Source organism: Rhodoferax sp. GW822-FHT02A01 (assembly GCF_038784515.1).
Classification (GTDB): Bacteria; Pseudomonadota; Gammaproteobacteria; order Burkholderiales; family Burkholderiaceae_C; genus Allorhodoferax.
The window spans coordinates 1,002,976-1,026,318 of record NZ_CP152376.1 but is presented as its reverse complement, the minus strand read 5'-3'; the positions used below and the strand labels follow the sequence as shown (position 1 = coordinate 1,026,318).

Here is a 23,343-nt window from a genome sequence, read left to right as displayed (position 1 = left end):
TCACTTGAGGACGATATGTCTCAACTAATGAACGCTCAAGTTTCGGGGTCGACGCACTATTAGCTGAACTTAAGTCATCCGCGCGAGCCAACCAAAATCTATAGACAAAGAAGGACGCTGGGTTGGACGTACAAGTGCTAAATTAACAGGAAATTGATCTTAGGTGTGCAGGCTTGTATTTGCGCCGTCAATTGCGCTCACACAGTAGCAGTCGGCCACACGCGGATCAATTACCTAAGGATCAATTGACATGATCTGCATCAGAAGTTGCTAATTTTATGAATACACCGCACGAAAAAGGACCGAAAGACGACTTACTCAATCTCGTCTACTTCAAATGGCTCATGGCTGGCGTTGGCTGGTGGGTCGATCTGTCGCGCCTACAGCGAGACAGAGCTTATATGGACGAGTGTCTACAGCACGCGCTGGGCAGCAATTCTGAGATGTTGCGAATACGCGGCCTTCAGTTGCTTGGCTTGCAGTCCAATCCGGCAAAGTGTTGAAGGAGCCTATCCTGAATTTTGTGTAAGAGGTCATAACATGCACCCCGAAGGAGCAAGTAACGACCGATTCACCCAAAGCTGCCAAGGTCAGGCAGCGCAAACCTAAAGGTCCCTTTTCGGACGAACTGCTGGACCAGATACTGAGCCAGTTAAAGGGTAATGACGCCGAGAGCCTTCTTGGCCAGTCTGGCCTGGTAGCCCAACTCAAGAAGCAATTGGCTGAGCGCATGCTCTCTGCCGAACTTGGACATCACCTGCGCCAAGAGCGCGAACTGGCCGAAGAAGGCGATCCTGCCAACTACCGTAATGGCAGCACCGCTAAGGCAGTATTGACCCCAGAGGGTTCACTGGCGCTGCAAATTCCGCGCGACCGGCAAGCCACCTTTGATCCGGTTCTGGTGGGCAAACACCAACGTAAGCGCGCGGCCAACCCATGTTGACCGCTGAGAGCTGCCGCGGTAGTCCGTCAGGTGGTAGTGGATTGCCAGCGATGCGGCAATAGCTCGCCGATCTGGCTGGCCCGTTGTGTAGGCAGCCGGGTGAGCACATCTTTCAGGTACGCATAGGGATCATGCCCATTCATGCGTGCTGACTGGATCAGGCTCATGACTGCCGCAGCCCGTTGGCCTGCGCGCAGACTCCCGGCAAACAACCAGTTGTTGCGGCCAATGGCAATGGGGCGGATTTGGTTCTCGATCCAGTTGTTATCCGCGGGAAGCCGTCCGTCATCGACGAACCGGGTGAGCGCCTCCCATCGCCGCAAGCTGTAGTCCAATGCTTTGGCGGTGGCTGAACTGGCGTGCACCTTCTGGCGCTGCAAGCCCATCCATTCATGCAAGGCATCGAGCACGGGCTTGGCCTTTTGTTGGCGGATGCGCTGGCGTTCCATTGCATCCAATTCCTTGACCTCGCGCTCGATCTCGTAGACCAGTGCAAACTGTGCCAGCGCAAACTCGGCGATATAGCTCTTGCTGGCGGCGTGCAGATCGAAGAACTTGCGCCGCGCATGGGCCAGACACCCCACCTCCGTCACACCGCTGGCGATCAGTGCTTTGTAGCCGCTGAAATCATCGCAGGTGAGACTTCCGCGCCAGTCCTCCAGGAACTTGCGTGCATGCTCGCCAGCCCTGGACTCGCAGAAGTCATACACCACGGCCCTCATGTCCTCGAAGGCTCCGGGCGCATAAGCCCATAGGTAGGCGCGATGCGTCTTGCCATCGCCTGGCTTGAGCATCGACACTGGCGTTTCATCAGCATGCAGTACACGATGTTGCAGCATCTCAGCCTTCAGTGCATCGACCAGGGGCTGCAGGCGCACGCCACAAGTTCCCACCCATTGCGCCAGAGTGGAGCGCGGGATGGCCAAACCGGCCCGACCGAAGATGCTCTCTTGGCGGTACAGCGGCAGATGGTCCGCGTACTTGGCCACCAGCACCTTGGCCAGCAGTCCGGCGGTGGGGATACCCTTGTCGATAACGTGCGCTTCGATCGGCGCCTGGGTGATGGTCTCGCACTTGGCACATGCCCACTTGCCGCGCACATGACGCTCCACGGTAAAGACGCCGGGCACATAGTCCAGCTTCTCCGCTACGTCCTCGCCAATGCGCTTGAGCTGGCAGCCACATTGACACGTGGTGGAGTCGGGTTCATGGCGAATCTCCCGGCGTGGCAGGTTGACCGGCAACGGTTGGCGTTTGGCCTGCCGCTTGTCCTGCGCAGGAGATACCGGCAGGCTTAGCTGCTCAATCTCTGCGGCCACGGCTGCCAGGTCCGCATCGATCTCGTCTTCGAGCAGGCTGCGCTGATCGGCGCTGAAGCGTTCAGACTGGGCGGCGAATTTCATGCGCTTGAGCAGCGCGTTCTCGTAGGTGAGTTTTTCGTTGAGGGCCTGGCTGTGGCGCAGTTCCGTGAGCAGTCGGGCTGTCATCGCGCGCAACTGCTCGGCGTTCAGGTTCTCCAGGGATTGCGGCTCCACCACCATGACCACGACTGTGCCAGAGTCGCTGTGTGCAGGCCATTGGCGCATGCCCCAATTGGCAGGTAGGGCCTATGCCGCCCGCGATCACACCACGGTAATGGCGCCGGCCTGTCCCACGCGTTTCCAGGGTAGGCCCAGCACCAAGGCATCGAGCTGGACTCGGTCCAGACTGCAGTGGGTGTCGCAGTCAGATGCCCATATGAACTTGCCCTGGTGTAGCCGGCGTGCAGCCAGCCAGATGCCAATGCCGTCATGCACCAGGATCTTGAGCCGGGTGGCGCGCTTGTTGGCGAACACATAGGCATGGTGAGGCTGTGCGGCACCGAAGACAGCGATCACGCGGGCCAGCGCTGTATCGGTTCCAGCGCGCATGTCCAGCGGTGCAGTCGCCAGCCAGACTGAGTCGATGCGGATCAACGCAGCAACTCACGCAGCACTTGTGCACATTGCGCAGCGCCCGTAAGTGGCCAGCGCACGCTCACGGTGGCACCGCCGCGCTGGATTTCAATGTGGATGGTCTCACCGGTGTGAGCAGGCTGCGGTGCCTCTGGTAGGTGCTTCATCGCTATGGCATCCGCATTGCCTGCCCCTGAAAGCTGCAGCGGCACGAAGGTTGCTGCCGTCTGTTGCAGCTCGGTCAGCACCCTGCGTTGGCGCTCCTCGCGTATCCAGCGGTGCACCATGTTCGGGTTGATGCCATGGCCCAGCGCAATGCCCGCCAGGGATGCGCCTGGCTGGCGACACTGCTCCAACACCGATGCCTTGAATTCCACGCTGTACTCGCGCCGCTTGAGGCGCTGCACTGTCGACACTTGATCCATAGTCTCCACGATCTCCTTCGTGGGGACGATGCCTGATCACCAAGGTCGATTCAATATGGGATGGCCGGACGCTTACACACCAACGTCGTCTGCCCGGCTTTGACGACCACGTTATTAGCATGTATGCCCGCGGGATGAGCGCGCGCGAAATCCAGGCGCACCTGCTGGAAACCCTGTCGCCTCCGTTGTGAGCAAATGGCTGAATCGCGTGGTGCAGGGATACTTCAACTACCACTCCGTGCCTGGGAATCTGTACCGACTGGGAGGTATGCGCAGTGAAATATGTCGTGCTTGGCGGCATGCACTGATGCGTAGAAGCCAGCGACACCGGCTCCCCTGGGCGCGTTTTAGCCGCATTGCCAAGCGATTCGTTCCAAACCCGCGCAACGCACATCCGTACCCCGAGGAGCGCTTCTACGTGTCACATACCTGAGGCAGGAGCCGTATGCGGTAATTCCGCACGTACGGATCTGTGCGGGGGGCGGGGGGTAACCTCCGTCCCTACCGCAACCGTTTCTCTTAAGTGCAATGGAGCTTGGAAAAGTTCTATTCTTGCAGCGCAAGGACGTCGCTCATTCAAGCCACAGGGATTCCGGCGAACAAGCGGAAGTAACAGTGCGCATGGCCGGTCTTTACTCATCGCAATAGGTGCACCTGACGTAGGGAAACCAAATCCTGTCGCCCACGGAAACTTTGGCGCAACGACGAGCTAACGGCTCACAAGTGCAAGCCAGCCAACAGGGATCCGGGTGCTAATTGCAGGCATAAAGAACCCACCAAATCATTAGCAACGGCTGCAGCAGGATGCGATATGCGCAAAGCACGGAGTGCGTACTTGGATCCTGGTTGGAGTGTGAGCGCCGTTGAGCTTCGATACAAGTACCTTGAAGCCGGTGTAGCACCTGCGGCGCACGTTTGATGGGTGCACCTCCTGAATCTTTATATTGACGGAATACGCATGGAAATAGTCAATTTAGCCACTGTGCGCTAAACGTCGAAATTCTTAAAGTAAACATAGTCGAGTTCCATGCCATGTCTGTGTATCTGTACAGCAACTTGAATTGAAAGTCTTCCTTAGCGGATGGCTATTGGAGATAGCGGCATTGGTTCAATGAGTTTAACCATCTATTTAGCTTCTGAAGATCCTGTATGAATGCTCGCGAAATCTTTGTCATCGCCACCGCTCGCACAGCCATTGGCACCTTCGGTGGTTCGCTAAAGGATGTTCCGAACACCCAACTGGCAACTACAGCGGTCAAGGCAGCGTTGGAGCGCAGCGGAGTATCGCCCGACGCCATCGGGCACGTTGTTATGGGAAATGTGATCCCAACTGATCCAAAGGATGCGTATCTCAGCCGCATTGCTGCCATTGATGCGGGCATTCCGATACAGACCCCAGCATTCAACGTCAATCGCCTTTGCGGCTCCGGACTTCAGGCCATCATCTCAGCCGCACAGGCCATTGCGCAGGGAGATTGCGACCTAGCCATCGGGGGCGGCTCGGAGTCGATGAGTCGCGGCCCCTACATCGATACTTCTGCGCGCTACGGTGCCCGCATGGGTGACACCGTGCTGATCGACTACACGCTGGGAATTCTGCATGACCCGTGGGAGAAGATCCACATGGGCATCACGGCGGAAAACGTGGCGGCCCGCTTCAAAATCTCTCGGGAGCGGCAGGATCAATTGGCCGCTCTCAGTCAGCAACGCGCGGCCGCAGCTATCACAGCAGGTCGCTTCAAGGAACAGATCGTCCCGGTGGCGGTGAAGACTCGCAAGGGGGTGGTGCTGTTCGATACAGATGAGCACGTGCGGGGCGACACCACAGTCGAATCCCTTGCCATGATGAAACCCGCTTTCAAGAAAGACGGGCTGGTCACGGCCGGCAACGCATCGGGCATTAATGATGGCGCGGCTGCCGTGATGCTGGCGGAGGGGGGGCGTGTGAAAGCGCTGGGCCTCAAGCCACTGGCCCGCCTAGTGGGCTATGCGCACGCAGGGGTCGAGCCGGCCTATATGGGCATCGGTCCAGTTCCGGCCACGCGCAAGGTATTGGAGCGTACCGGCCTTCAGGTCAAAGACCTCGACGTGATCGAGTCAAACGAAGCGTTTGCGGCACAGGCTTGTGCCGTGATTCAAGAGCTTGGCTTAGATCCGGGCAGGGTGAACCCGAACGGATCGGGCATCTCCTTGGGGCACCCCGTCGGTGCGACCGGGGCGATCATCACTACGAAGGCGATTGCCGAATTACACCGCACTGGTGGACGTTACGCGCTCGTGACGCTGTGCATTGGTGGAGGGCAAGGTATCGCCGCCATCTTCGAACGTGTTTGACTTTGTATTGTTGCGCGCTTGCCACGTCCTATCGCGGTGAGAACTCTGTGAAATTCTGGTGTCGAGTTCGATGCCAAATCATTTAAAGGAACCCTTATGTCCAGTCCCATCCCCACCGTCAAACTGCTGATCGGCGGCCAGTTCGTCGAATCCAAGACCACCGAATGGCGCGACGTTGTGAACCCCGCCACCCAGCAGGTGCTGGCTCGCGTGCCGTTTGCCACGGCCGAAGAAATCGACGACGCCGTGGCTTCGGCCAAAGAGGCGTTCAAGACATGGAAGAAGACGCCTATCGGCGCGCGTGCGCGCATCTTTCTCAAATACCAGCAACTGATCCGCGAAAACATGTCCGAGCTGGCCGCGATCCTGACGGCAGAGCAAGGCAAGACACTCCCCGACGCCGAAGGCGATGTGTTCCGTGGCCTCGAAGTAGTCGAGCATGCCGCCAGCATCGGCAACCTGCAACTGGGCGAGCTGGCCAACAATGTGGCCGGTGGCGTGGACACCTACACCGTGCTGCAGCCGCTGGGCGTGTGCGCGGGCATCACGCCGTTCAACTTCCCCGCCATGATTCCGCTGTGGATGTTCCCCATGGCCATCGCCACGGGCAACACCTTCGTGCTCAAGCCCTCCGAGCAGGACCCGATGGTGACCATGCGCCTGGTTGAACTGGCGCTCGAAGCCGGCATTCCGCCCGGCGTGCTCAACGTGATCCACGGCGGTGAATTGACCGTGAACGCGATTTGCGACCACAAGGACATCAAGGCCGTTTCGTTCGTGGGCTCCACCAAGGTGGGCACCCATGTGTACAACCGCGCCACCCTGGCCGGCAAGCGTGCGCAATGCATGATGGGCGCCAAGAACCACGCCATCATCCTGCCCGACGCAAACAAAGAGCAAACGCTCAACGCGATTGCTGGCGCTTCGTTTGGCGCGGCGGGCCAGCGCTGCATGGCCCTGCCGGTGGTGGTGCTGGTGGGTGAATCGCAAAAATGGATTCCCGAGCTGGTGGCCAAGGCCAAGACGCTCAAGGTCAACGGCGGCACAGAAAAGGGCACGGATGTGGGCCCACTAGTGTCCTGCGCCGCCCTCGCTCGCGTGGAAGGCCTGATCGAACGCGGCATCGCCGACGGTGCCACCTTGGAACTGGATGGCCGCAAGCCCACCGTGCCCGGCTATGAAAAGGGCAACTTCGTGGGTCCGACGATTTTCTCGAACGTGAAGCCCGGCATGGCCATCTACGACCAGGAAATCTTTGGCCCCGTGCTGGCCCTTGTGCCCGCTGCCGACATCGACGAAGCCATCGAGTTCATCAACAGCAACCCCAACGGCAACGGCACGGCACTGTTCACGCAGTCGGGCGCCGCGGCGCGCAAATTCCAGGAAGAGATCGATGTGGGCCAGGTCGGCATCAACGTGCCGATCCCTGTGCCTGTCCCGCTGTTCTCGTTCACCGGTTCGCGCGCCTCCAAGCTAGGAGACCTGGGACCCTACGGTAAGCAAGTCGTGCTGTTCTACACGCAGACCAAGACGGTGACCGAGCGCTGGTTCGATGACAGCACCACGAGCCATGGCGTCAACACCACTATCAGTCTGAAGTAGAAATGTCCGCCAGCGCCTGTCCCTTAAGCGCTAGTAGCTATTAATAAAGGCAGAGTAAAAACGAGGAGATCGCCGTACATGGACTTTGAACTGACCGAGGAGCAGTGCGCTTTCGCGCAGACAGCCCGCAACTTCGCGCGCGCCGAGTTCGGGCCTCATGCCGCGCACTGGGACGCCGAGTGCATCTTTCCGCGCGAGGCGATCGCCAAGGCAGGCGAACTTGGCTTTTGCGGCCTGTACGCTCCCGAGGCCGTGGGCGGCCTCGCGCTGCCTCGCCTCGACGCCACACTGGTGTTCGAGGAAATGGCGGCCGTCGATCCATCGACGACGGCCTTCATCACTATCCACAACATGGCCACCTGGATGCTCGGCACCTGGGCTCAGCCTGCCGTGCGCGATCACTGGGGCCCGCTCCTGACCACGGGCGAGAAGCTCGCCAGCTACTGCCTGACCGAACCCGGCGCAGGCTCGGACGCCGCCTCGCTCAAGACCCGGGCTGAGCTGGCCGGCAGCGAATACGTGATCAACGGCGCCAAGGCTTTCATCAGCGGCGCGGGCAGCACCGACGTGCTCGTGCTCATGGCCCGCACCGGAGATGCGAATTCCGGTGCAGGGGGCATCAGCGCGTTTGCCGTGCCTGCCGACGCGCCGGGCGTCAGCTACGGCAAGAAAGAAGAGAAGATGGGTTGGAACAGCCAGCCCACGCGCACTGTCAACTTCGACAACGTGCGCATTCCGGCCGACCACCTTCTGGGCTCCGAGGGCGAAGGCTTCAAGATCGCAATGAAGGGCCTGGATGGCGGGCGCATCAACATTGCCACCTGCTCAGTGGGCGCGGCCCAGGGTGCGCTGACGCAGGCCCGGCACTACATGCAGGACCGCAAGCAGTTCGGCAAGCCCATCGCGACTTTCCAGGCGCTGCAGTTCAAGTTGGCCGACATGGCAACCGAGCTCGTCGCCGCGCGCCTGATGGTGCGCCTGGCGGCGTCCAGGTTGGATGCCGGCCACGCCGATGCCAGTGTCTACTGCGCCATGGCTAAGCGCCTCGCGACGGACGTGGGGTTCGAAGTTTGTAACCAGGCGCTGCAAATCCACGGGGGCTACGGATACATCCGCGAATATCCGCTTGAACGCTACTTGCGAGATTCGCGAGTGCACCAGATTCTCGAGGGTACCAACGAAATTATGCGCGTCATCGTGGCGCGCCGCATGCTGCAAGACAACGCAACGGAGATCATTCGATGAGCATTTCCCCAAACACCACCTATGCCGGCCTCTCGCTCGAGAAACGAGGCCACACCGCGATCGTCACCCTTACCAATCCTCCCGCCCACACCTGGACGCGGGACAGCCTGGTGGCGTTGACCCAACTCGTACACGATCTCGAAGAGGATCGCGAAATCTACGCGTTGGTGATCACCGGCGCCGGAGAGAAATTCTTCAGTGCGGGCGCGGAACTCAGGCTTTTTGCCGATGGCGACAAGGCCGTGGCCACGACCATCGCGCGCCGCTTCGGCGAAGCCTTCGAAACCCTATCGGCGTACCGCGGGGTGAGCATCGCAGCCATCAACGGCTACGCCATGGGGGGCGGCCTGGAGTGCGCGCTGGCGTGCGACCTGCGGGTGGTCGAGGAGCATGCTGTGATGGCGCTTCCCGAAGCGGCGGTCGGCCTGCTGCCGTGCGCGGGCGGCACACAGTGGCTGACCCGGACGGTGGGTGAACCGTGGGCCAAGCGCATGGTACTGCTGGGCGAGCGAGTAGATGCATCCGCTGCGCTGCGCATCGGCCTGGCAGATGAGGTGGTAGGCAGGGGCCAATCGCTACAGCGCGCACTCGCGATGGCTGATTCGGTGGCTAAGCAAAGTCCGAGCTCGGTGCGTGCCTGCAAGCACCTGATCCAAGGGGCGCGCACCACGAGTCCACAGCAAATGCTTCTGGCCGAGCGCGAGTTGTTCACCGATCTCTTCGATACCGCTGACCAGCGCGAGGGCGTCAGTGCCTTCCTTGAGAAACGCGCGCCGCAGTGGCGCAACGGTTAAGGGGGCATCGTGCAAGCACAGGAATCAGTGGTTTTTCAACGGTTGCAAACGGTGTCTGGCCACGTTTTTGGCCACGCCACTCTGAATGCCCCGAGCGCATTGAACGCCTTGTCGATCGAGATGGTCAACCGACTGGACCCGCAGTTGAGAGCTTGGGCCGAAGATCCTAGCGTCGTTGGTGTGATCCTTGATGCAGCGGGTGACAAGGCGTTCTGCGCCGGAGGCGATGTGGTTGCCTTGCATCGCGCGATCCGTGCCGTGCCATTGGAGCAGATTCCCGCCGATGCCGCAGCATTCTTCGAGCGGGAGTATCGGCTGGACTACCTCATTCACACCTATCCGAAGCCTGTGCTGTGTTGGGGGCACGGCACCGTGATGGGGGGCGGCATCGGATTGATGGCAGGTGCCTCGCATCGGGTCGCGACACCGGGCACCCGGCTGGCGATGCCGGAAATCAGTCTGGGACTCTATCCCGACGTCGGAGGCAGTTGGTTCTTGCCACGCGCGCCTGGCAAGCTCGGGATGTTCCTTGCCTTAACGGGAGCTCCTCTGAACGCTGTCGACGCATGCTTTGCCGGTCTTGCCGATTTCGTGTTGGACGCAGGCGCTCTGCCTGCAGTTATCGAGGCGCTCAGCCACGAGCGTTGGCAAGGCCAATGTGCTGCTGATGCAGCACGCCTGAGCCACATTTTGGATCGCCATAACGCTGTGGATGCGCCTGTGGCGAAGGCCGCGAGTGCGCTTGGGCGCATCGACAAGATCATCGGCCACGACGACCTGATGAACGTTGCAGATCGGCTAAAAGCCTTGGAAGGAGATGCCGAGCCATGGCTGGCACAGTCTGCACGGGCTTTTGCGAAAGGTTCTCCGACATCGGCAAGATTGTCGTTCATCATGCCGCAATATGCGCGCCACCGCTCATTGGCGGACGTATTCCGGTTGGAGTACCAAGCTTCCGTTGGTTGCTGCGTTCACGGGGACTTTGCCGAAGGCGTGCGCGCGTTGCTGATTGACAAGGACAAGTGTCCCGCCTGGCAGCCCGATTCACTCGAGCGCGTCACCCAAGCGCACCTTGATTCTCTTTTGCGGCCGCGCTTTGACGGCGCGCATCCGCTGGCTGACCTTGCGTAAGTCAGATTCCCCCCCTCAACCTACATATCGGAGACCTTTATGGCGCAGAACAATCAGACTCAACGCATCGCCTTCCTCGGGCTGGGCAACATGGGCGGGCCCATGGCCATGAACTTGGTCAAGGCCGGGTATCTGGTGACGGCCTTTGACCTAAGTGCATCGGCCCTGGAAAAGGTCCGGGAGTATGGCGTCGGCACCGCCACATCGGCTCACCAAGCGGTTGAAGGCGCGGACGTCGTGATCTCGATGCTGCCCGCGAGCAGGCATGTTGAATTGCTCTACCTGGGTAGTGGGGATGAGCCTAGCCTATTGGCCGCGATGCGTGAAGGCACGCTGGTGATCGACTGCAGCACCATTGCGCCAGCATCCGCGCAGAAGGTGGCGCGCGCCGCAGAGGCGCACGGGTTGGCGATGATCGATGCGCCGGTGTCTGGCGGCACAGCCGGCGCCACGGCAGGGACTCTGACTTTCATCGTGGGGGGAAATCCCGCCGCTTTGGAGCGTGCCAGAGACGTGCTCAATGCCATGGGAAAGAACATCTTCCACATGGGAGCGGCCGGAGCGGGACAGGTGGCCAAGCTGTGCAACAACATGGCTTTGGGCGTCATCATGGCGGTTACCGGCGAGGCCATTGCCTTGGGCGTGGCGCACGGCTTGGATCCCAAAGCACTCTCGCTAATGATGGCTGTGAGTACTGGCCGAAGCTGGGCCACCGAGGTGTGCAATCCGTGGCCGGGCGTGCTGGAAAACGCGCCCGCCTCACGCGGGTATAGCGGAGGCTTTGGCAATGACTTGATGCTGAAGGATTTGGGCCTTGCTGCAGAAGCCGCCATGGCGATCGGTTCGCCCATTCCTCTGGGTGAACTCGCGCGCAATCTCTACGCCATGAATCGCCATGCCGGCCGTGGCGAACTGGACTTTTCCAGCGTAGTGAAATTGCTGGCGAACTCGCAGTGAAACTGCAGTAAACATAGGCGTGCTGTGTCAATTCAGGCTGCACAATTTTCAGGCTCCCGGTTGGGGGCGACTCTCATCTCGTAGTACTCATCATGAACGTACAACATGTTGGTGTTATCGGTGCCGGAACCATGGGCAATGGCATCGCGCAAGTGTGTGCAATGGCTGGACTTAATGTCACGATGCTAGACGTATCCGACAGCCAGCTTCGACGTGGTATTTCGACCATCGGAGCGAGCTTGGATCGACTGGTAAAGAAAAATACCTTGTGCGCTGACGATAAGGATCTTGTGCTTAACAAAATCTTTCCGACAGTTTCATATCAGGAATTGCGCGGCGCAGGATTGGTGATCGAAGCGGCCACGGAGAGGCTTGACATCAAGTTGCGGATCCTCCGTGATATCGAGGCGGCAGTCAACAACGATACTGTGATTGCTACCAACACCTCATCCATAAGCATCACGCAATTGGCTGCTGTCCTGGATCGCCCGAGCCGCTGCATCGGAATGCATTTCTTCAACCCAGTTCCCTTGATGGAACTACTGGAGCTGATACGTGGATTGCAGACTTCAGACCAAGCGCTTGAACAGGCCTTGGTTTTTGCCCGGACCATCGGCAAAAGTCCCATCACAGTCAAGAATAGTCCCGGGTTTGTGGTCAACCGCATTCTCTGCCCGATGATCAACGAGGCCATTTCCGTCCTGCAGGAGGGCCTCGCCAGCGCCGAGGAGATCGACGTCGGCATGAAGCTCGGTTGCAATCATCCCATCGGGCCTTTGGCCTTGGCCGACTTGATCGGCTTGGACACGATGCTTGCCGTCATGCAGGTGTTCCATGAAGGATTCGGCGACCCGAAGTACCGACCTGCTCCGCTACTCAAGGAGATGGTGGATGCCGGCCGCCTGGGACGCAAAACCGGCGAGGGCTTCTATGCCTACGGCAAGGCGGCAGCATAGAGCGCCCCGTCTGGGTTCTAACGCTTACCCGTAGTCGTGCGGAAGCGTGTCAGATGTGTCTGAATTGGCAAAGAATAAGTCAGTTTCGCCACTTCACGCTGTGACATGAAAGCGCGTTAATAGAGTGTGACAGTCGGCATACGTCACCGCCGCAGCAGTACTGCTGGACATCTTGTGGTTGGCGAAGGGATGGCGACTAAGTGCCGAGTGATGAAACTTTAATCGAACTTGACTTATGAGATTTTCCAAGCGCGCTGAGCGCATTGAGCCGTTTTATGTGATGGAGGTGGCCAAGACCGCCTCGCAGTTGGCGCGTCAGTTCGCCCACGGCGACAAGCCGATGGTCTTCCTAACCATTGGTGAGCCGGACTTCACCGCACCGCCACTGGTTCAGGAGGCGGCAGTGCGCGCCGTGCGCGACGGCACCACGCAGTACACTCCAGCAATTGGTCTGGAGGTGCTGCGTGAGCGCATCAGCGATTGGTACCGGCAACGTTTCGGCGTAAATGTTCCAGCGCGCCGAATCGTGGTGACTGCCGGTGCCTCGGCCGCATTGCAACTTGTTTGCCAAGCCTTGATTGATGTCGGCGATGAAGTCTTGATGCCAGACCCAAGTTACCCGTGCAATCGGCATTTCATCATTGCTGCAGAGGGTGAACCTGTGATGGTACCTACTACTGCAGCAGAGCGGTACCAGCTTAGCGCAGATAAGGTTGAAGCGTATTGGGGGGGCAAGACGCGTGGCGTGTTGCTCGCTTCGCCGTCCAACCCCACCGGAACGTCTCTCCATCCTGAAGAGTTGCGTCGCATACATGCCTACGTTCAGTCCAAGGGAGGTATAACGCTGCTCGACGAGATTTACCTTGGGCTGAGCCACGACGTTGCTTTTGGGCAAACTGGACTTGCCATCGATGAGAACATTATCAGCATCAACAGCTTCTCAAAGTATTTCTGCATGACCGGGTGGCGTCTGGGCTGGGTTGTGGCTCCCGAACCTTTGATCCCAGTAATCGAACGTCTTGCACAAAATTTCTTCTTGTGTCCCAACGCTGTTGCTCAGCACGCCGCACTTGCATGCTTCGAGCCCGACAGCATTGCTGAGTTCGAGAGCCGCCGCGCTCAGTTTAAGGCACGCCGCGATTGGTTTATCCCAGCGCTTGAGAAGATCGGATTCAAAGTTCCAGTAATGCCGGATGGTGCTTTTTATGCATGGGCGGATTGCTCGTCTTGGTTTGATGCCTGGAACGTTTCGAATAGCTGGGACTTCGCATTTGAGGCCATGAAACGAGCCCATGTCGCAATCTCGCCCGGAAGGGATTTCGGAAGGGCCGAGTCGGCGAAGTTCGTTCGCTTCTCCACAGCAAACTCAATGGCGCATTTACAGGAGGCTGTGTCTAGGCTTGCCGCTCTTCGACCGTAAATGAAGAAGAGTTTGACAATTTAGAATTGGTTCGTCGAATTGCGGTTTAAGCTGTTCGATCTGTTTCTCGACATCGTGGAATGATAGATTTACACGGCAGAATAGACTACGAATTAAGCTTTTTGATACTTTCAAGGATGGTCGATATGGAGAAAGCACTTTGGTTTTTTGACCTCGTATCGCCATTTTCGTACCTACATTTCCATAAGCTCGGACCTCTGCGCGATCAGTTGCAGATCCGGGCCGTACCCGTTCTTTTCGCAGGACTGCTGAAGCATTGGGGAACCAAGGGACCGGCTGAAGTTCCATCGAAACGTCTTCATACCTACCAATACTGCGTATGGGCAGCAGGCCAGCAAGGATTGCCGTTTTGCATGCCAGCGCGGCACCCCTTTAACCCGCTTCCGGCCCTGCGCCTTCTTGTCGCGTTGGGCGCGTCTGATGAAAGTGTCTCATCGGCATTCCACTTCGTTTACGGAGAAGGGCGTGACCCCGAAATTGAGCTGATGGCGTTAGGCAGGCGGCTCAAGGTGACCGATGTCCAAGCGTTAATCTCTTCGCCCGAAGTAAAGCAGCAGTTGGTAGGTAACACCCAGTGGGCCATAGATCTCGGCGTTTTTGGCGTATCGACTTTGATTGTTCGTAACAAGCTATTTTGGGGAAGCGATACGGTTGAATGGGCCCGACACTTTCTCAATGAGCCTGATCTGTTCGATCAGCCGGCGTACCGTAGGGCTGCCGACGCTGAGTTCGGTGTCGCGCGGAGTTAATATTTATGCGCCCACTCCTAGTCTCTCTGTTGTCTGCAGTCGATGCTCGTGCTACATATACTGAGCTGACTCAGTGGCTACCCGTATGGCGATCAGTTCAAAAGACAACCGTTGGTCGAGATCCGTTCTCCGATAGCGTTGTGGCTGCGCACAAGGCTGATCGACTTGCCTGGGCGTTCTTTAGTGGATACCAGGGAGCGATTCAAGCGGCTTTCCCCAATTTAGCGGAGGCGGGCGAGGTCGTTGCCTTTTGCGCCAATGAAACCGGCCGGAAGGTGACCGAGATCACTACAAAAGTGGATCACCGCAGCGGAATTCCACACTTGCATGGACAGAAGTCGTGGGCTTTGAGCGGAGTAGAAAATCTGGCCTTGTTGGTACTTGCAAGGCGTAGCGATGGCCCTCAGAAGGGAGCAGGTAGCCTTGTGATGGTGAAACTACCTTCAAGTTCATTCGGTGTCAGTTGGGGAGTTGCGCGTTCGCAGGCCGTTGTGCCCGAGCTCTCCCATTCAGAAGTTCGTTTCGATTCAGTTCGTTTGGACACTGCGCAGTTGGTGCCGGGCGATGGGTATTCTGAATTTGCCAAGCCGTTCAGAGTGCTAGAGGATGTATTTGTGTCGGGGTGCACATTGGCATATCTACTCGCTGAAGCCCAGTCGGGTAAATGGGCGACCAATTGGTGTCAACGTTGTATCGCAGCTATTGCTATGCTGCAAGTCTGCACTCGACTAGATCCGAAAGACATACACACGCACATCCTAGTCTCAGGATCTCTTTCCTTCGCAAGTAACGTGATCCAAGAGAGCGAAGGCCATTGGCAAACTGAGCAAGGTGTTGCGCACCATCGATGGCTGCGTGATAGGCAGATTCTATTGCAGGGAAAGGAGGCGAGACGTATGCGAGCCGTAGGCTCGTGGGAGCGGCTTCAGAAGGAGGCTGACAGCATTGCTTTGCGGCAAGGGATATGAAGGAGAATGGCAACTCAGCAGAGATCTCGCTTCCTTCGTTCTTGGAGCACTGGCCATGGTATCGCTCTCTGCCTTCCGAGCTGCGTTCACTGGTATTGAATACTGCAACTGAGAGGCTGGCCTTCGCAGGGGAGTATATTGCTCGCGCGGGGGATCCCTGCACGGATTGGTATGGTCTCATGCAGGGCATTCTGCAGATGTACGTAACGAGTACAAACGGTTCTGAGACCACTTTGTACTGCCTTAGAGAAGGCGAATGGGGCGGGGAAGGCTCTTTGCTGAAAAGAGAGCCGCGTCGCTACGACCTCCGAGCCCTTACCCCGGTAAGACTGTGTGGGCTCCCGTTGAAAACCTTTGAGCTGTTGCGCAACTCATCAATTGAATTCAATCACTTCCTTTGCGAAATAATGAACACTCGTATGGGTTTTTTCGTGGAAATGCTGGTGGCTTCTCGGCTGCTTGGACCGGAGGTGCGTGTGGCAAAAGCACTCATGATGCTTGCTGATGACCGAATAGGCACCACACAGGAGATTTTAATTCCGCAGCATCAACTGGCCCTAATGTGTGGGCTTTCACGTCAGCGGGTGAATATGGCACTCAACATGTTGAAGCAGTCAGGGTTGATCCGAAGCGAACGTCGTCGAGGTTTCGTCAGTGTGCACGTACCAAGATTGATCACCTATCTTACTGCGGCGAATTGAAATGTGTTGTTCCGTGGGAGAGGCGCCGTCACCCCCGAGAGTTTTGCACTGCGATCGATAGTGACTTGATGGACGGTAGGTGGTCATGGCAATCGAAGTTCTATCAATAAACGCGAATGCCCGCTTATAGTGGGAGTTGCGAAGTCAACTTTATCTTTTGCATGGGAATTTCAGTTTTCACACTTTGAACACCTTTTATACGCGTCAGATGCTCACCCTGGAAGCGTCTGTAGGCGTCGAGGTCGGCCGCAACAACGCGAAGCAAAAAGTCACAATCGCCTGCCATGAGATGGCATTCAACGATCTCAGGGAATCGCTGCACTTCAGCCGTAAATTCTTCAATCGTTCGCGCATCTTGGCTTGTTAGCCAAATGCGGACAAAGACGGTCAATCCGATGCCGAGTTTTGACGGGTTCAATAATGCGACGTACCTCTCAATAGCGCCAGACTCCTCAAGGATCTTGACTCGGCGTAGGCACGGAGACGGCGATAGCCCCACCTTCTCCGCAAGTTCCACATTTTGAATTCGCCCATCTTCTTGAAGAGCCTGAAGTATTCGACGGTCAATCGCATCGAGATTTTTGATGGTGTTGAATTGCATGGAATTTGATTTTACGATTGTCAATACGCAAAGCATTACATGCCACTATTGAGGTGCAATTTGTCATTAACGCAACCAAATTCTAATGCGATTGGCCTAATATTGCCGCTTTGATTTTTATGCGGCTAGCCTCGGATCAAGGAGTTAAGGAGTGACAACGTGTTCATCGCCGCGCTTTCGTGTGGAGCGCCATCTATGCCCGGTGGGCGAAGATGAGAGGCGGGCACTGCTTCGTGCCCCAGGTTTTGGCCAGGTTTTTACAGATCACATGGCCACAATCGGATATTCAGAGGATAGAGGCTGGCATGACGCAACGATCGGCCCTCGCCAGGCTTTATGCCTCGACCCCGCTGCACTAGTGTGTCATTACGCTCAAGAAATCTACGAAGGCATGAAGGCTTATCGTTTGGATGGAGGTGGAACGGAACTGTTTCGTCCCGATGCGAATGCACAGCGTTTTCGCAGATCAGCAGCCCGTCTGGCAATGCCACTATTACCAGAGGTTTTGTTCACGGAGTCCGTGCGTGCACTGGTGCGCGTGGAAAACGCATGGATACCTTCTACTCAAGGCCACGCACTGTACTTGAGGCCGTTCATGGTCGCAATCGAATCTGCTCGCGGTGTCCGAGCGTCGACAGACTATCTCTATTGCGTAGTTGCGTCACCAGTTAGGGTCTATTTCAGCCGCAGAGTTGTTGCAGTGACACTTTGGGTTTCAGACAAATTCACCCGTGCAGCCCCAGGTGGAACGGGAGACGTCAAATGTGGTGGCAACTATGCGGCTGGCCTAAGTGCACAGGCCGAAGCAATCCGCGAGCAATGTGATCAGGCGATTTTCCTTGACGCAGTGGAGCGCCGTTGGGTAGAAGAACTCGGAGGAATGAATGTCTTTTTCGTGTTCGCTGACGGATCGATACAGACACCACCGTTGAACGGTACGATATTAGCTGGCATTACTAGGGAATCGCTCATCGCTTTGGCCGATGACATAGGACTGATTGTTCGTGAAGAGTCTTACTCAATTGATCAGTGGCAAGACGATGCCAAGAGCGGTCGATTGCAGGAGTCCTTCGCTTGCGGTACGGCAGCGGTGGTGGCACCGATTGGAGAGGTCAGGGGACGCAAACATCGCTTCACCATCGGTGACGGTGACGGTGACGGTGACGGTGACGGTGGCCCAGATCCCATCACTGAGCGCTTGAAATACACACTGACGGACATTCAATTGGGACGTGCGGCTGACACGCACGGTTGGTTGGATAGGCTGTCATAAGCAAGGAAAGAGCAAAATGCGATTGTCCAAACAAAACTGTGTTTTCTACTCGCGACCAACCTGCGGACTATCAGTACCGCTACATGGGTAGCAGACCGCATGCCATCCGCTTCCCAGCAAATTAGTACATTCGTATGCGCAACGCAAATGCTGCGTAGTTGGCATCTTTCAACACAGGAGTTCTGAATGACACGCTTCGCTGCCGCACAGGGTTTCATGGGGCCTTTTTCCCATGATGGGAAAGCCAGTATTGCACCAAATCCACCGTGGCATTACGCGGCCGACTTCATCACTGTCGAGTGCTGGGTAAAACCTTTGGACATTGAGGCGCTACTGCCGCCTGGCTTGGGGCTACACCCTGACGAGCGCGGCTTGATGACAGTCTCTTTTGTCGACTGGCAAGCTTGCACGGACACAGGGGGTGAGCTGCTGGATCCAATCCGAGCGCAGTACCGCGAGTGCATTGTGCTGGTTAGCGTTCAGTATGAGGGGAAGTTGATGCAGTACTGTCCCTATATAGTGGTCGACCAGGATACTTCGCTGGCTCGCGGCTGGGCCCTGGGCTACCCGAAGAAGATTGGCTCAGTGTGGATCACGCGGTCCATGGGTGTACCTTCGATTGCGTCTCCAAAGTTGGAAAGCGGTGCGATCTTTGCAGGGACGGTGGCACTCAAAGACCGACGTCTCGCTGAAGGTTATGTGAGGCTCTCAGAGCTTGCAGACGACTCTGCGGTTACATTCGGAAGCCGGCCCATCGTGGCACTAAGGCACTTCCCCTCGCTTTTCGAAGGGCAGCACGATCGCCCAGCGGTTTGCGAGCTAGTTCGCCTTCAAGCCGAGAATGTGCATGCAAGCCCCATTTGGTCAGGGACGGCAGAACTAACGGTGTTCGACTCCCCAACAGAGCCGCTGTCTGCATTGCGTCCCATTCGAGTCGGCCGCGGATGGAGATATTCGATCGCCATGACAAACCGAAACAATCATTTGCTGCGAGATCTTCGCCGCACCCCTGCATATATTTTATCCGAGGAGAAATGACATGGATACTGTAAGACTTCAACGCACCTATCTGGACCTCACCACACCGCACGTCGCTGATGCCTGCATGCGCCTGGGAATCTCGGTTCGTTGTGCCCCAGTGGGAATCCGACCACTCTGGAATGGTACGCATGTAGTGGGGCGCGCGCGCCCTTCACGACACTATGGGAGTGTTGACGTATTTCTTGAAGCCATCAATCGGTCTGAGCCTGGAGACGTGCTGGTGGTCGACAATGGTGGGCGCCTGGAAGAGGCCTGTGTGGGCGATTTGGTGACGTTGGAAACGGCGCGAGCAGGTATGTGCGGCATAGTCATTTGGGGTTTGCACCGTGACTCAGTTGAACTACGAACCATTAGGCTACCAATTTTCAGTATGGGTACATTACCTGTCGGGCCACAAAGGCTGGATATACAGGAGGCTGATGCGCTCTTATCTGCCAATTGCGGCGAGCATACAATCACTACCGACGATTTCGTACTTGGTGACGATGACGGGGTAATCTTTATCCCGCTGAGCCACGCTCAAGAGGTGGCGAAACTGGCCACCACAATTCGGGACACTGAACGTAGTCAAGCGGCACGTATGCATTATGGTATTACCTTCAGACAGCAGGCGTGCTTTGATGAGTTTCTAGCTGCTCGAAAGGTAGACGCGACTGTGACGTTCAGGCAACATTTGCGTTCAACTGGTGGTGCTATAGAAGAGTGAGCATGAGCCACAGGAGCTTCTGATAATTGTCGATCCCAATCTATACATTTCTTGTTCACGGAGTTACTACCATGTCGACTGGCCTAGCATCTTCAATATTGCGACGGCTTCGCACCTATGTAGACTACGTTGCACCGGTTTGTAAAATGCAATTGGGCAGGGCAAGACCACTACTTCGTAGCCTAAAGCGCCATATGTGAAGCGGTTTCGTATTCCATAGACATCGACATTTCGTCGATGATGCCTCACTAGATGGCGCATTCGACGCAGTAACGTTAGCGAAAGTAAGAACAAGGTAATGTAGTCCAACTGAAGATCGCAGTCATCGTTTATGTCGTATGGAGCTACATTCTCTGTAGCATGCGCTCCGAAACGATCGGCGCCGCCCGAGTCATGGATAACTTTCCCGCTGCCATCTGCCCAATAAGTACTCTGTCGCCGGTCTGCCCTGGAGCAATGCAGGTAGAGTGAGAACCGGCGAAACTTCTACTATCAGACCAACATGGGGAAGACGTACGGGCTAGGCGGTTTCTGCAGTGTATGGTAGCTCGGGCATAAAGTGCAGTTGACAGGGAAACCCTGCGAGCACGCTGGTCAACTGCACATTGACATTTGTCGCAGGCGAATAATCGTTATTTTATCTGTACGACGACCAGCATATCTATTCGATCCACGTGTGCGAATACAAGTGAATTAGCAATGATGGTAGTTATGTCGTTTGGATGACTGTAAATAAATCATCTTCAGTACATAGTAGGAGGGTGTTTAGCATCAATTCAAATACTTTGAAGGATCAAAAGAAGATGAGCCCAATTCGCGGACTTTTTATTGCGCTGATAGCTGCATTTATTTCCCTTTCCTCCATTGCGCAGGAGCGTGGAACGAAAGAAGAAGCTAAGAACATGGTCAACGCGGCGTTGGCCCACATTAAGCAGGTAGGGAATTCCGCGGCTTTCAATGATTTTTCATCGGGAAATGGCTTGTGGGTAAATAAAGATCTATATGTCTCAGTTCTTGATAATAAAGGACTAGTTCTTGCGCACGGCGCGAATCAAAAACTTATCGGAAAAGTACTGATTGAGTTCAAAGACCAAAATGGAAAGTTGTTTATTCAGGAGATGATAAGTGTCGCCAATAAAGGTGACGGATGGGTTGACTATGACTTCACTAACCCTGTATCCAAAAAAGTTGAGGGAAAGTCTTCCTATGTAAAGCGAATTCCCAACTTCGATGGATTTGTTTTTGTAGGGGTGTATAGGTAAAGAAAAAAAGCTAATTTCCCTAATGTCTCTACAAGGTCACCTATAGAAAGCACATCTTGTGAAATCGAACTTTGACGATCTGTTGCTAATGACTAAAGTGGCTTTGGCGCCGGGTTTGGTTTTGTTGTGTCTCATTTTCGTTACTATATTCGGATATTGGAGTTCTAGCGCCACATCCGAGACGTTGGATTATTTGACTCAAAAAAGCATGGTTAACGTCACAAAGGTTGCCGAATTACAAGAGCGTGCAGTAGCGGTAAACGCGATGGTTATGCAAAGCATGGCGTATGCTGGCGCGGGTCTCAAACCGTCCGTCATTAAGTCTCTTGATGAGAGGATATTCTCAGAGCTCACGGCAATTCAACAGCAACTGGACCATTTTCATGAGGTTCTTTTAGATGACCCCGAATCAGTGGAAAAGTTAGTTTCTCTGAATAGTGCCTTTAAAAAATATGCAAAAGCCGCTGCAGATACATTGGACATGAAAGATGTTGATATTAGCACCGCTGCAGTGATGATGAGCACCGCCGAGAGTTCTTACAACGAGACCAGAAATCAATTGCGTGCCTTATTCAGACATAAGGTGCAACAAGCAGAAGCTAGCGGATTGGAAACAACCGCCAAAATGAGCCTTGGAAATCGTGTCTCGATTGGAATTTCTGCCCTAGCACTATTCATTGGAGTGACAATTACAATCGCTGTTTCTAGGCGAATCGTTCTCCCCTTGCAGATAGCTGTTCAGATAGCTCAAGAAGTTGCCAATGGAAATTTGAGAATGCGCAAGGTGAAAACGAATAGCGATGAAACCGGTCAGGTATTGACAGCCCTCGAAGATGTAGCTCAGCGCCTAAATGCCATGATCGGTCAAATTCGCAATGGAGCAGAGCAAATTGACGCGGCCGCCGGCGAAATTTCCACTGGAAATAATGACCTAGCAAGGCGAACCGAACAAATGGCGTCGGCTTTGCAGTTCATTTCCAATTCAGTAGCGAGTTTAACAAGTGCGCTTAAGCTTTCCGTCGAGACTGCTAATCAAGGGCGTAGCTTGGCCGTAGACTCAGCAAGCTTGGCCCTGCAGGGGGGACGAGACGTTGAGGAAGTAGTGAAAACTATGGATGCTATCAGTGCGCAGGCTAAGCGGATCAACGAAATAGTTGGCACTATAGATGGGATCGCTTTTCAAACAAACATACTGGCCTTAAATGCCGCTGTTGAGGCAGCTAGAGCAGGAGAGCAGGGTCGAGGGTTTGCTGTCGTAGCAAGTGAAGTTCGGTGTCTGGCGCAACGCAGTAGTGATGCGGCCAGGGAAATTCGTGTTCTGATAGGCGCTTCCTCGGAAAAGGTTCTCTCTGGGACTGATATAGTTCATGCAGCAGGAAACACGATGAAGCTAATTGTGTCTTCTATTGAAGAGGTAAGTGCCATGGTCAGTTCAATTTCTAATGCAACTGCTGACCAGGCTCGAGCGATTCATGACGTCAACGAAGCGGTTTCTGAAATAGACCGAAACACTCAGCAAAATGCAGCGTTAGTCGAAGAAAGTGCTGCAGCCGCGGAGTCACTCAGACTGCAAGCTGCCGGTCTAGTCCGTTCGATCTCTTTTTTTCGTATTGATTCAATTTCACAGCAAGGTAAAGACGGACACCAAAGTTCTAATGATCAATGAGATAACGCAACTAAGCTCTCTGCAGGGATCCGCATCGAATTTCTGTGGATCGCCACCGCGCCGATTGACACGCACATAGGCGCTGAGCGCCTGCTGGGTCCGGTGGTGCATGTGTTCGGTTCAGCCCAGGTCCATCATGGTTACCTGTTTGCCAACGTACGGATTATGGGCAGGCACAGCGTGCCAGATGCTCGTACAAGAGGCACTGCTCATCCTGATCAAGACACCTGAGGTCAAGTTGACTGATTTACGACCACCGCACGAAGTGCGCGACGGCGCAGAGATACATACGTGGGATTGGACTCAGCTACCCAAAGCCATCAGAACCGACAACGTACTAAATGTAATAGGTTTGTCAAAAAATGGCAACAGCATCCCATGCCGGTCCGCACTGGCGAATCGGCAATACTCAAAGAAGAAGCAACAGAGGTCTCAGCAGTCTTCCGCATCAATAGGTGTCTCAGTTAACCATAGTGGAATCAAGATTCCTGGCTGTGACCAGCCCGATCTTTACCGTACCTAAATCAATGTAAGCAGCCCAGCGGAAGGTCCAAGCATTATCCAAGTGGTCTCCAGCTCGAGCCGGTACCTCGACGGCCCTACTGAGAGGGATC

Annotated in this window: 21 protein-coding genes and 1 pseudogene; 18 read left to right on the top strand and 4 right to left on the bottom strand. The window is 55.8% G+C overall.

Features of this window, described 5'->3' with window-relative positions:
- Positions 1 to 278: 278 nt before the first annotated feature.
- Positions 279 to 503, top strand: coding sequence for a hypothetical protein (locus AAGF34_RS04870; protein ID WP_342619504.1), 225 nt, complete (start codon positions 279 to 281; stop codon positions 501 to 503).
- Between the two features lie 125 nt (positions 504 to 628).
- A pseudogene (locus AAGF34_RS04865) lies at positions 629 to 922 on the top strand (transposase); the annotation flags it as partial.
- Positions 923 to 969: 47 nt separating this feature from the next.
- Here the strand turns inward: AAGF34_RS04865 and AAGF34_RS04860 are convergent.
- From AAGF34_RS04860 to AAGF34_RS04850, 3 genes are all read right to left on the bottom strand, one after another.
- Positions 970 to 2,484, bottom strand: a complete 1,515-nt coding sequence (locus AAGF34_RS04860; RefSeq protein WP_342621033.1) for an IS66 family transposase — start codon at positions 2,482 to 2,484, stop codon at positions 970 to 972.
- 81 nt (positions 2,485 to 2,565) lie between these two features.
- On the bottom strand, positions 2,566 to 2,898 hold the full coding sequence (gene tnpB / locus AAGF34_RS04855) for an IS66 family insertion sequence element accessory protein TnpB (protein WP_342616766.1): 333 nt from the start codon (positions 2,896 to 2,898) through the stop codon (positions 2,566 to 2,568).
- A complete protein-coding gene (locus tag AAGF34_RS04850) occupies positions 2,895 to 3,302 on the bottom strand; it encodes a transposase (RefSeq protein ID WP_342616765.1) in 408 nt (135 codons plus the stop codon). The genes tnpB and AAGF34_RS04850 overlap by 4 nt, the downstream gene beginning before the upstream one ends.
- A 1,149-nt stretch (positions 3,303 to 4,451) precedes the next feature.
- Between AAGF34_RS04850 and AAGF34_RS04845 the strand changes: the two genes are divergently transcribed.
- The 11 genes from AAGF34_RS04845 to AAGF34_RS04795 all read left to right on the top strand — a co-directional run bounded on the left by AAGF34_RS04845 (position 4,452) and on the right by AAGF34_RS04795 (position 16,180).
- Positions 4,452 to 5,636: an acetyl-CoA C-acyltransferase family protein gene (locus AAGF34_RS04845; protein ID WP_342619503.1), complete on the top strand. Its 1,185-nt coding sequence runs from the start codon at positions 4,452 to 4,454 to the stop codon at positions 5,634 to 5,636.
- 96 nt (positions 5,637 to 5,732) lie between these two features.
- The gene (locus tag AAGF34_RS04840) at positions 5,733 to 7,238 is read left to right on the top strand and encodes a CoA-acylating methylmalonate-semialdehyde dehydrogenase (RefSeq protein WP_342619502.1); all 1,506 of its coding nucleotides are present in this window, start codon (positions 5,733 to 5,735) and stop codon (positions 7,236 to 7,238) included.
- Between the two features lie 78 nt (positions 7,239 to 7,316).
- The gene (locus AAGF34_RS04835; protein ID WP_342619501.1) at positions 7,317 to 8,483 is read left to right on the top strand and encodes an acyl-CoA dehydrogenase family protein; all 1,167 of its coding nucleotides are present in this window, start codon (positions 7,317 to 7,319) and stop codon (positions 8,481 to 8,483) included.
- The gene (locus AAGF34_RS04830) at positions 8,480 to 9,277 is read left to right on the top strand and encodes an enoyl-CoA hydratase (RefSeq protein WP_342619500.1); all 798 of its coding nucleotides are present in this window, start codon (positions 8,480 to 8,482) and stop codon (positions 9,275 to 9,277) included. The genes AAGF34_RS04835 and AAGF34_RS04830 overlap by 4 nt, the downstream gene beginning before the upstream one ends.
- A 9-nt stretch (positions 9,278 to 9,286) precedes the next feature.
- Positions 9,287 to 10,408, top strand: coding sequence for an enoyl-CoA hydratase/isomerase family protein (locus tag AAGF34_RS04825; protein ID WP_342619499.1), 1,122 nt, complete (start codon positions 9,287 to 9,289; stop codon positions 10,406 to 10,408).
- 39 nt (positions 10,409 to 10,447) lie between these two features.
- Positions 10,448 to 11,365, top strand: coding sequence for a 3-hydroxyisobutyrate dehydrogenase (gene mmsB / locus AAGF34_RS04820; protein ID WP_342619498.1), 918 nt, complete (start codon positions 10,448 to 10,450; stop codon positions 11,363 to 11,365).
- A gap of 92 nt (positions 11,366 to 11,457) precedes the next feature.
- On the top strand, positions 11,458 to 12,321 hold the full coding sequence (locus tag AAGF34_RS04815; protein WP_342619497.1) for a 3-hydroxybutyryl-CoA dehydrogenase: 864 nt from the start codon (positions 11,458 to 11,460) through the stop codon (positions 12,319 to 12,321).
- Positions 12,322 to 12,556: 235 nt separating this feature from the next.
- Complete coding sequence (locus AAGF34_RS04810; protein ID WP_342619496.1) at positions 12,557 to 13,741, top strand: pyridoxal phosphate-dependent aminotransferase; 1,185 nt, start codon at positions 12,557 to 12,559, stop codon at positions 13,739 to 13,741.
- Positions 13,742 to 13,887: 146 nt separating this feature from the next.
- Complete coding sequence (locus AAGF34_RS04805) at positions 13,888 to 14,511, top strand: DsbA family protein (RefSeq protein ID WP_342619495.1); 624 nt, start codon at positions 13,888 to 13,890, stop codon at positions 14,509 to 14,511.
- 140 nt (positions 14,512 to 14,651) lie between these two features.
- Positions 14,652 to 15,479: a hypothetical protein gene (locus tag AAGF34_RS04800; protein ID WP_342619494.1), complete on the top strand. Its 828-nt coding sequence runs from the start codon at positions 14,652 to 14,654 to the stop codon at positions 15,477 to 15,479.
- Positions 15,476 to 16,180 carry a Crp/Fnr family transcriptional regulator gene (locus AAGF34_RS04795; protein WP_342619493.1) on the top strand — a complete coding sequence of 235 codons (705 nt, stop codon included), beginning with the start codon at positions 15,476 to 15,478 and terminating at the stop codon, positions 16,178 to 16,180. Before AAGF34_RS04800 ends, AAGF34_RS04795 begins: the two co-directional genes overlap by 4 nt.
- Positions 16,181 to 16,304: 124 nt before the next feature.
- Here the strand turns inward: AAGF34_RS04795 and AAGF34_RS04790 are convergent, their stop codons facing one another.
- Positions 16,305 to 16,781, bottom strand: coding sequence for an Lrp/AsnC family transcriptional regulator (locus tag AAGF34_RS04790; RefSeq protein ID WP_342619492.1), 477 nt, complete (start codon positions 16,779 to 16,781; stop codon positions 16,305 to 16,307).
- Positions 16,782 to 16,932: 151 nt separating this feature from the next.
- Between AAGF34_RS04790 and AAGF34_RS04785 the strand changes: the two genes are divergently transcribed.
- The 5 genes from AAGF34_RS04785 (at position 16,933) to AAGF34_RS04765 (ending at position 22,729) form a co-directional block, all read left to right on the top strand.
- The gene (locus tag AAGF34_RS04785; RefSeq protein ID WP_342619491.1) at positions 16,933 to 18,054 is read left to right on the top strand and encodes a branched-chain amino acid aminotransferase; all 1,122 of its coding nucleotides are present in this window, start codon (positions 16,933 to 16,935) and stop codon (positions 18,052 to 18,054) included.
- A gap of 186 nt (positions 18,055 to 18,240) precedes the next feature.
- Positions 18,241 to 19,092, top strand: a complete 852-nt coding sequence (locus AAGF34_RS04780; RefSeq protein ID WP_342619490.1) for an acetoacetate decarboxylase family protein — start codon at positions 18,241 to 18,243, stop codon at positions 19,090 to 19,092.
- Position 19,093: 1 nt separating this feature from the next.
- Positions 19,094 to 19,801 (top strand): RraA family protein, encoded by a 708-nt coding sequence (locus tag AAGF34_RS04775; RefSeq protein WP_342619489.1) that lies wholly within the window; start codon positions 19,094 to 19,096, stop codon positions 19,799 to 19,801.
- An 803-nt stretch (positions 19,802 to 20,604) separates the two neighbouring features.
- Complete coding sequence (locus tag AAGF34_RS04770; protein ID WP_342619488.1) at positions 20,605 to 21,063, top strand: cache domain-containing protein; 459 nt, start codon at positions 20,605 to 20,607, stop codon at positions 21,061 to 21,063.
- A 58-nt stretch (positions 21,064 to 21,121) separates the two neighbouring features.
- Complete coding sequence (locus AAGF34_RS04765; RefSeq protein WP_342619487.1) at positions 21,122 to 22,729, top strand: methyl-accepting chemotaxis protein; 1,608 nt, start codon at positions 21,122 to 21,124, stop codon at positions 22,727 to 22,729.
- Positions 22,730 to 23,343 lie beyond the last annotated feature (614 nt).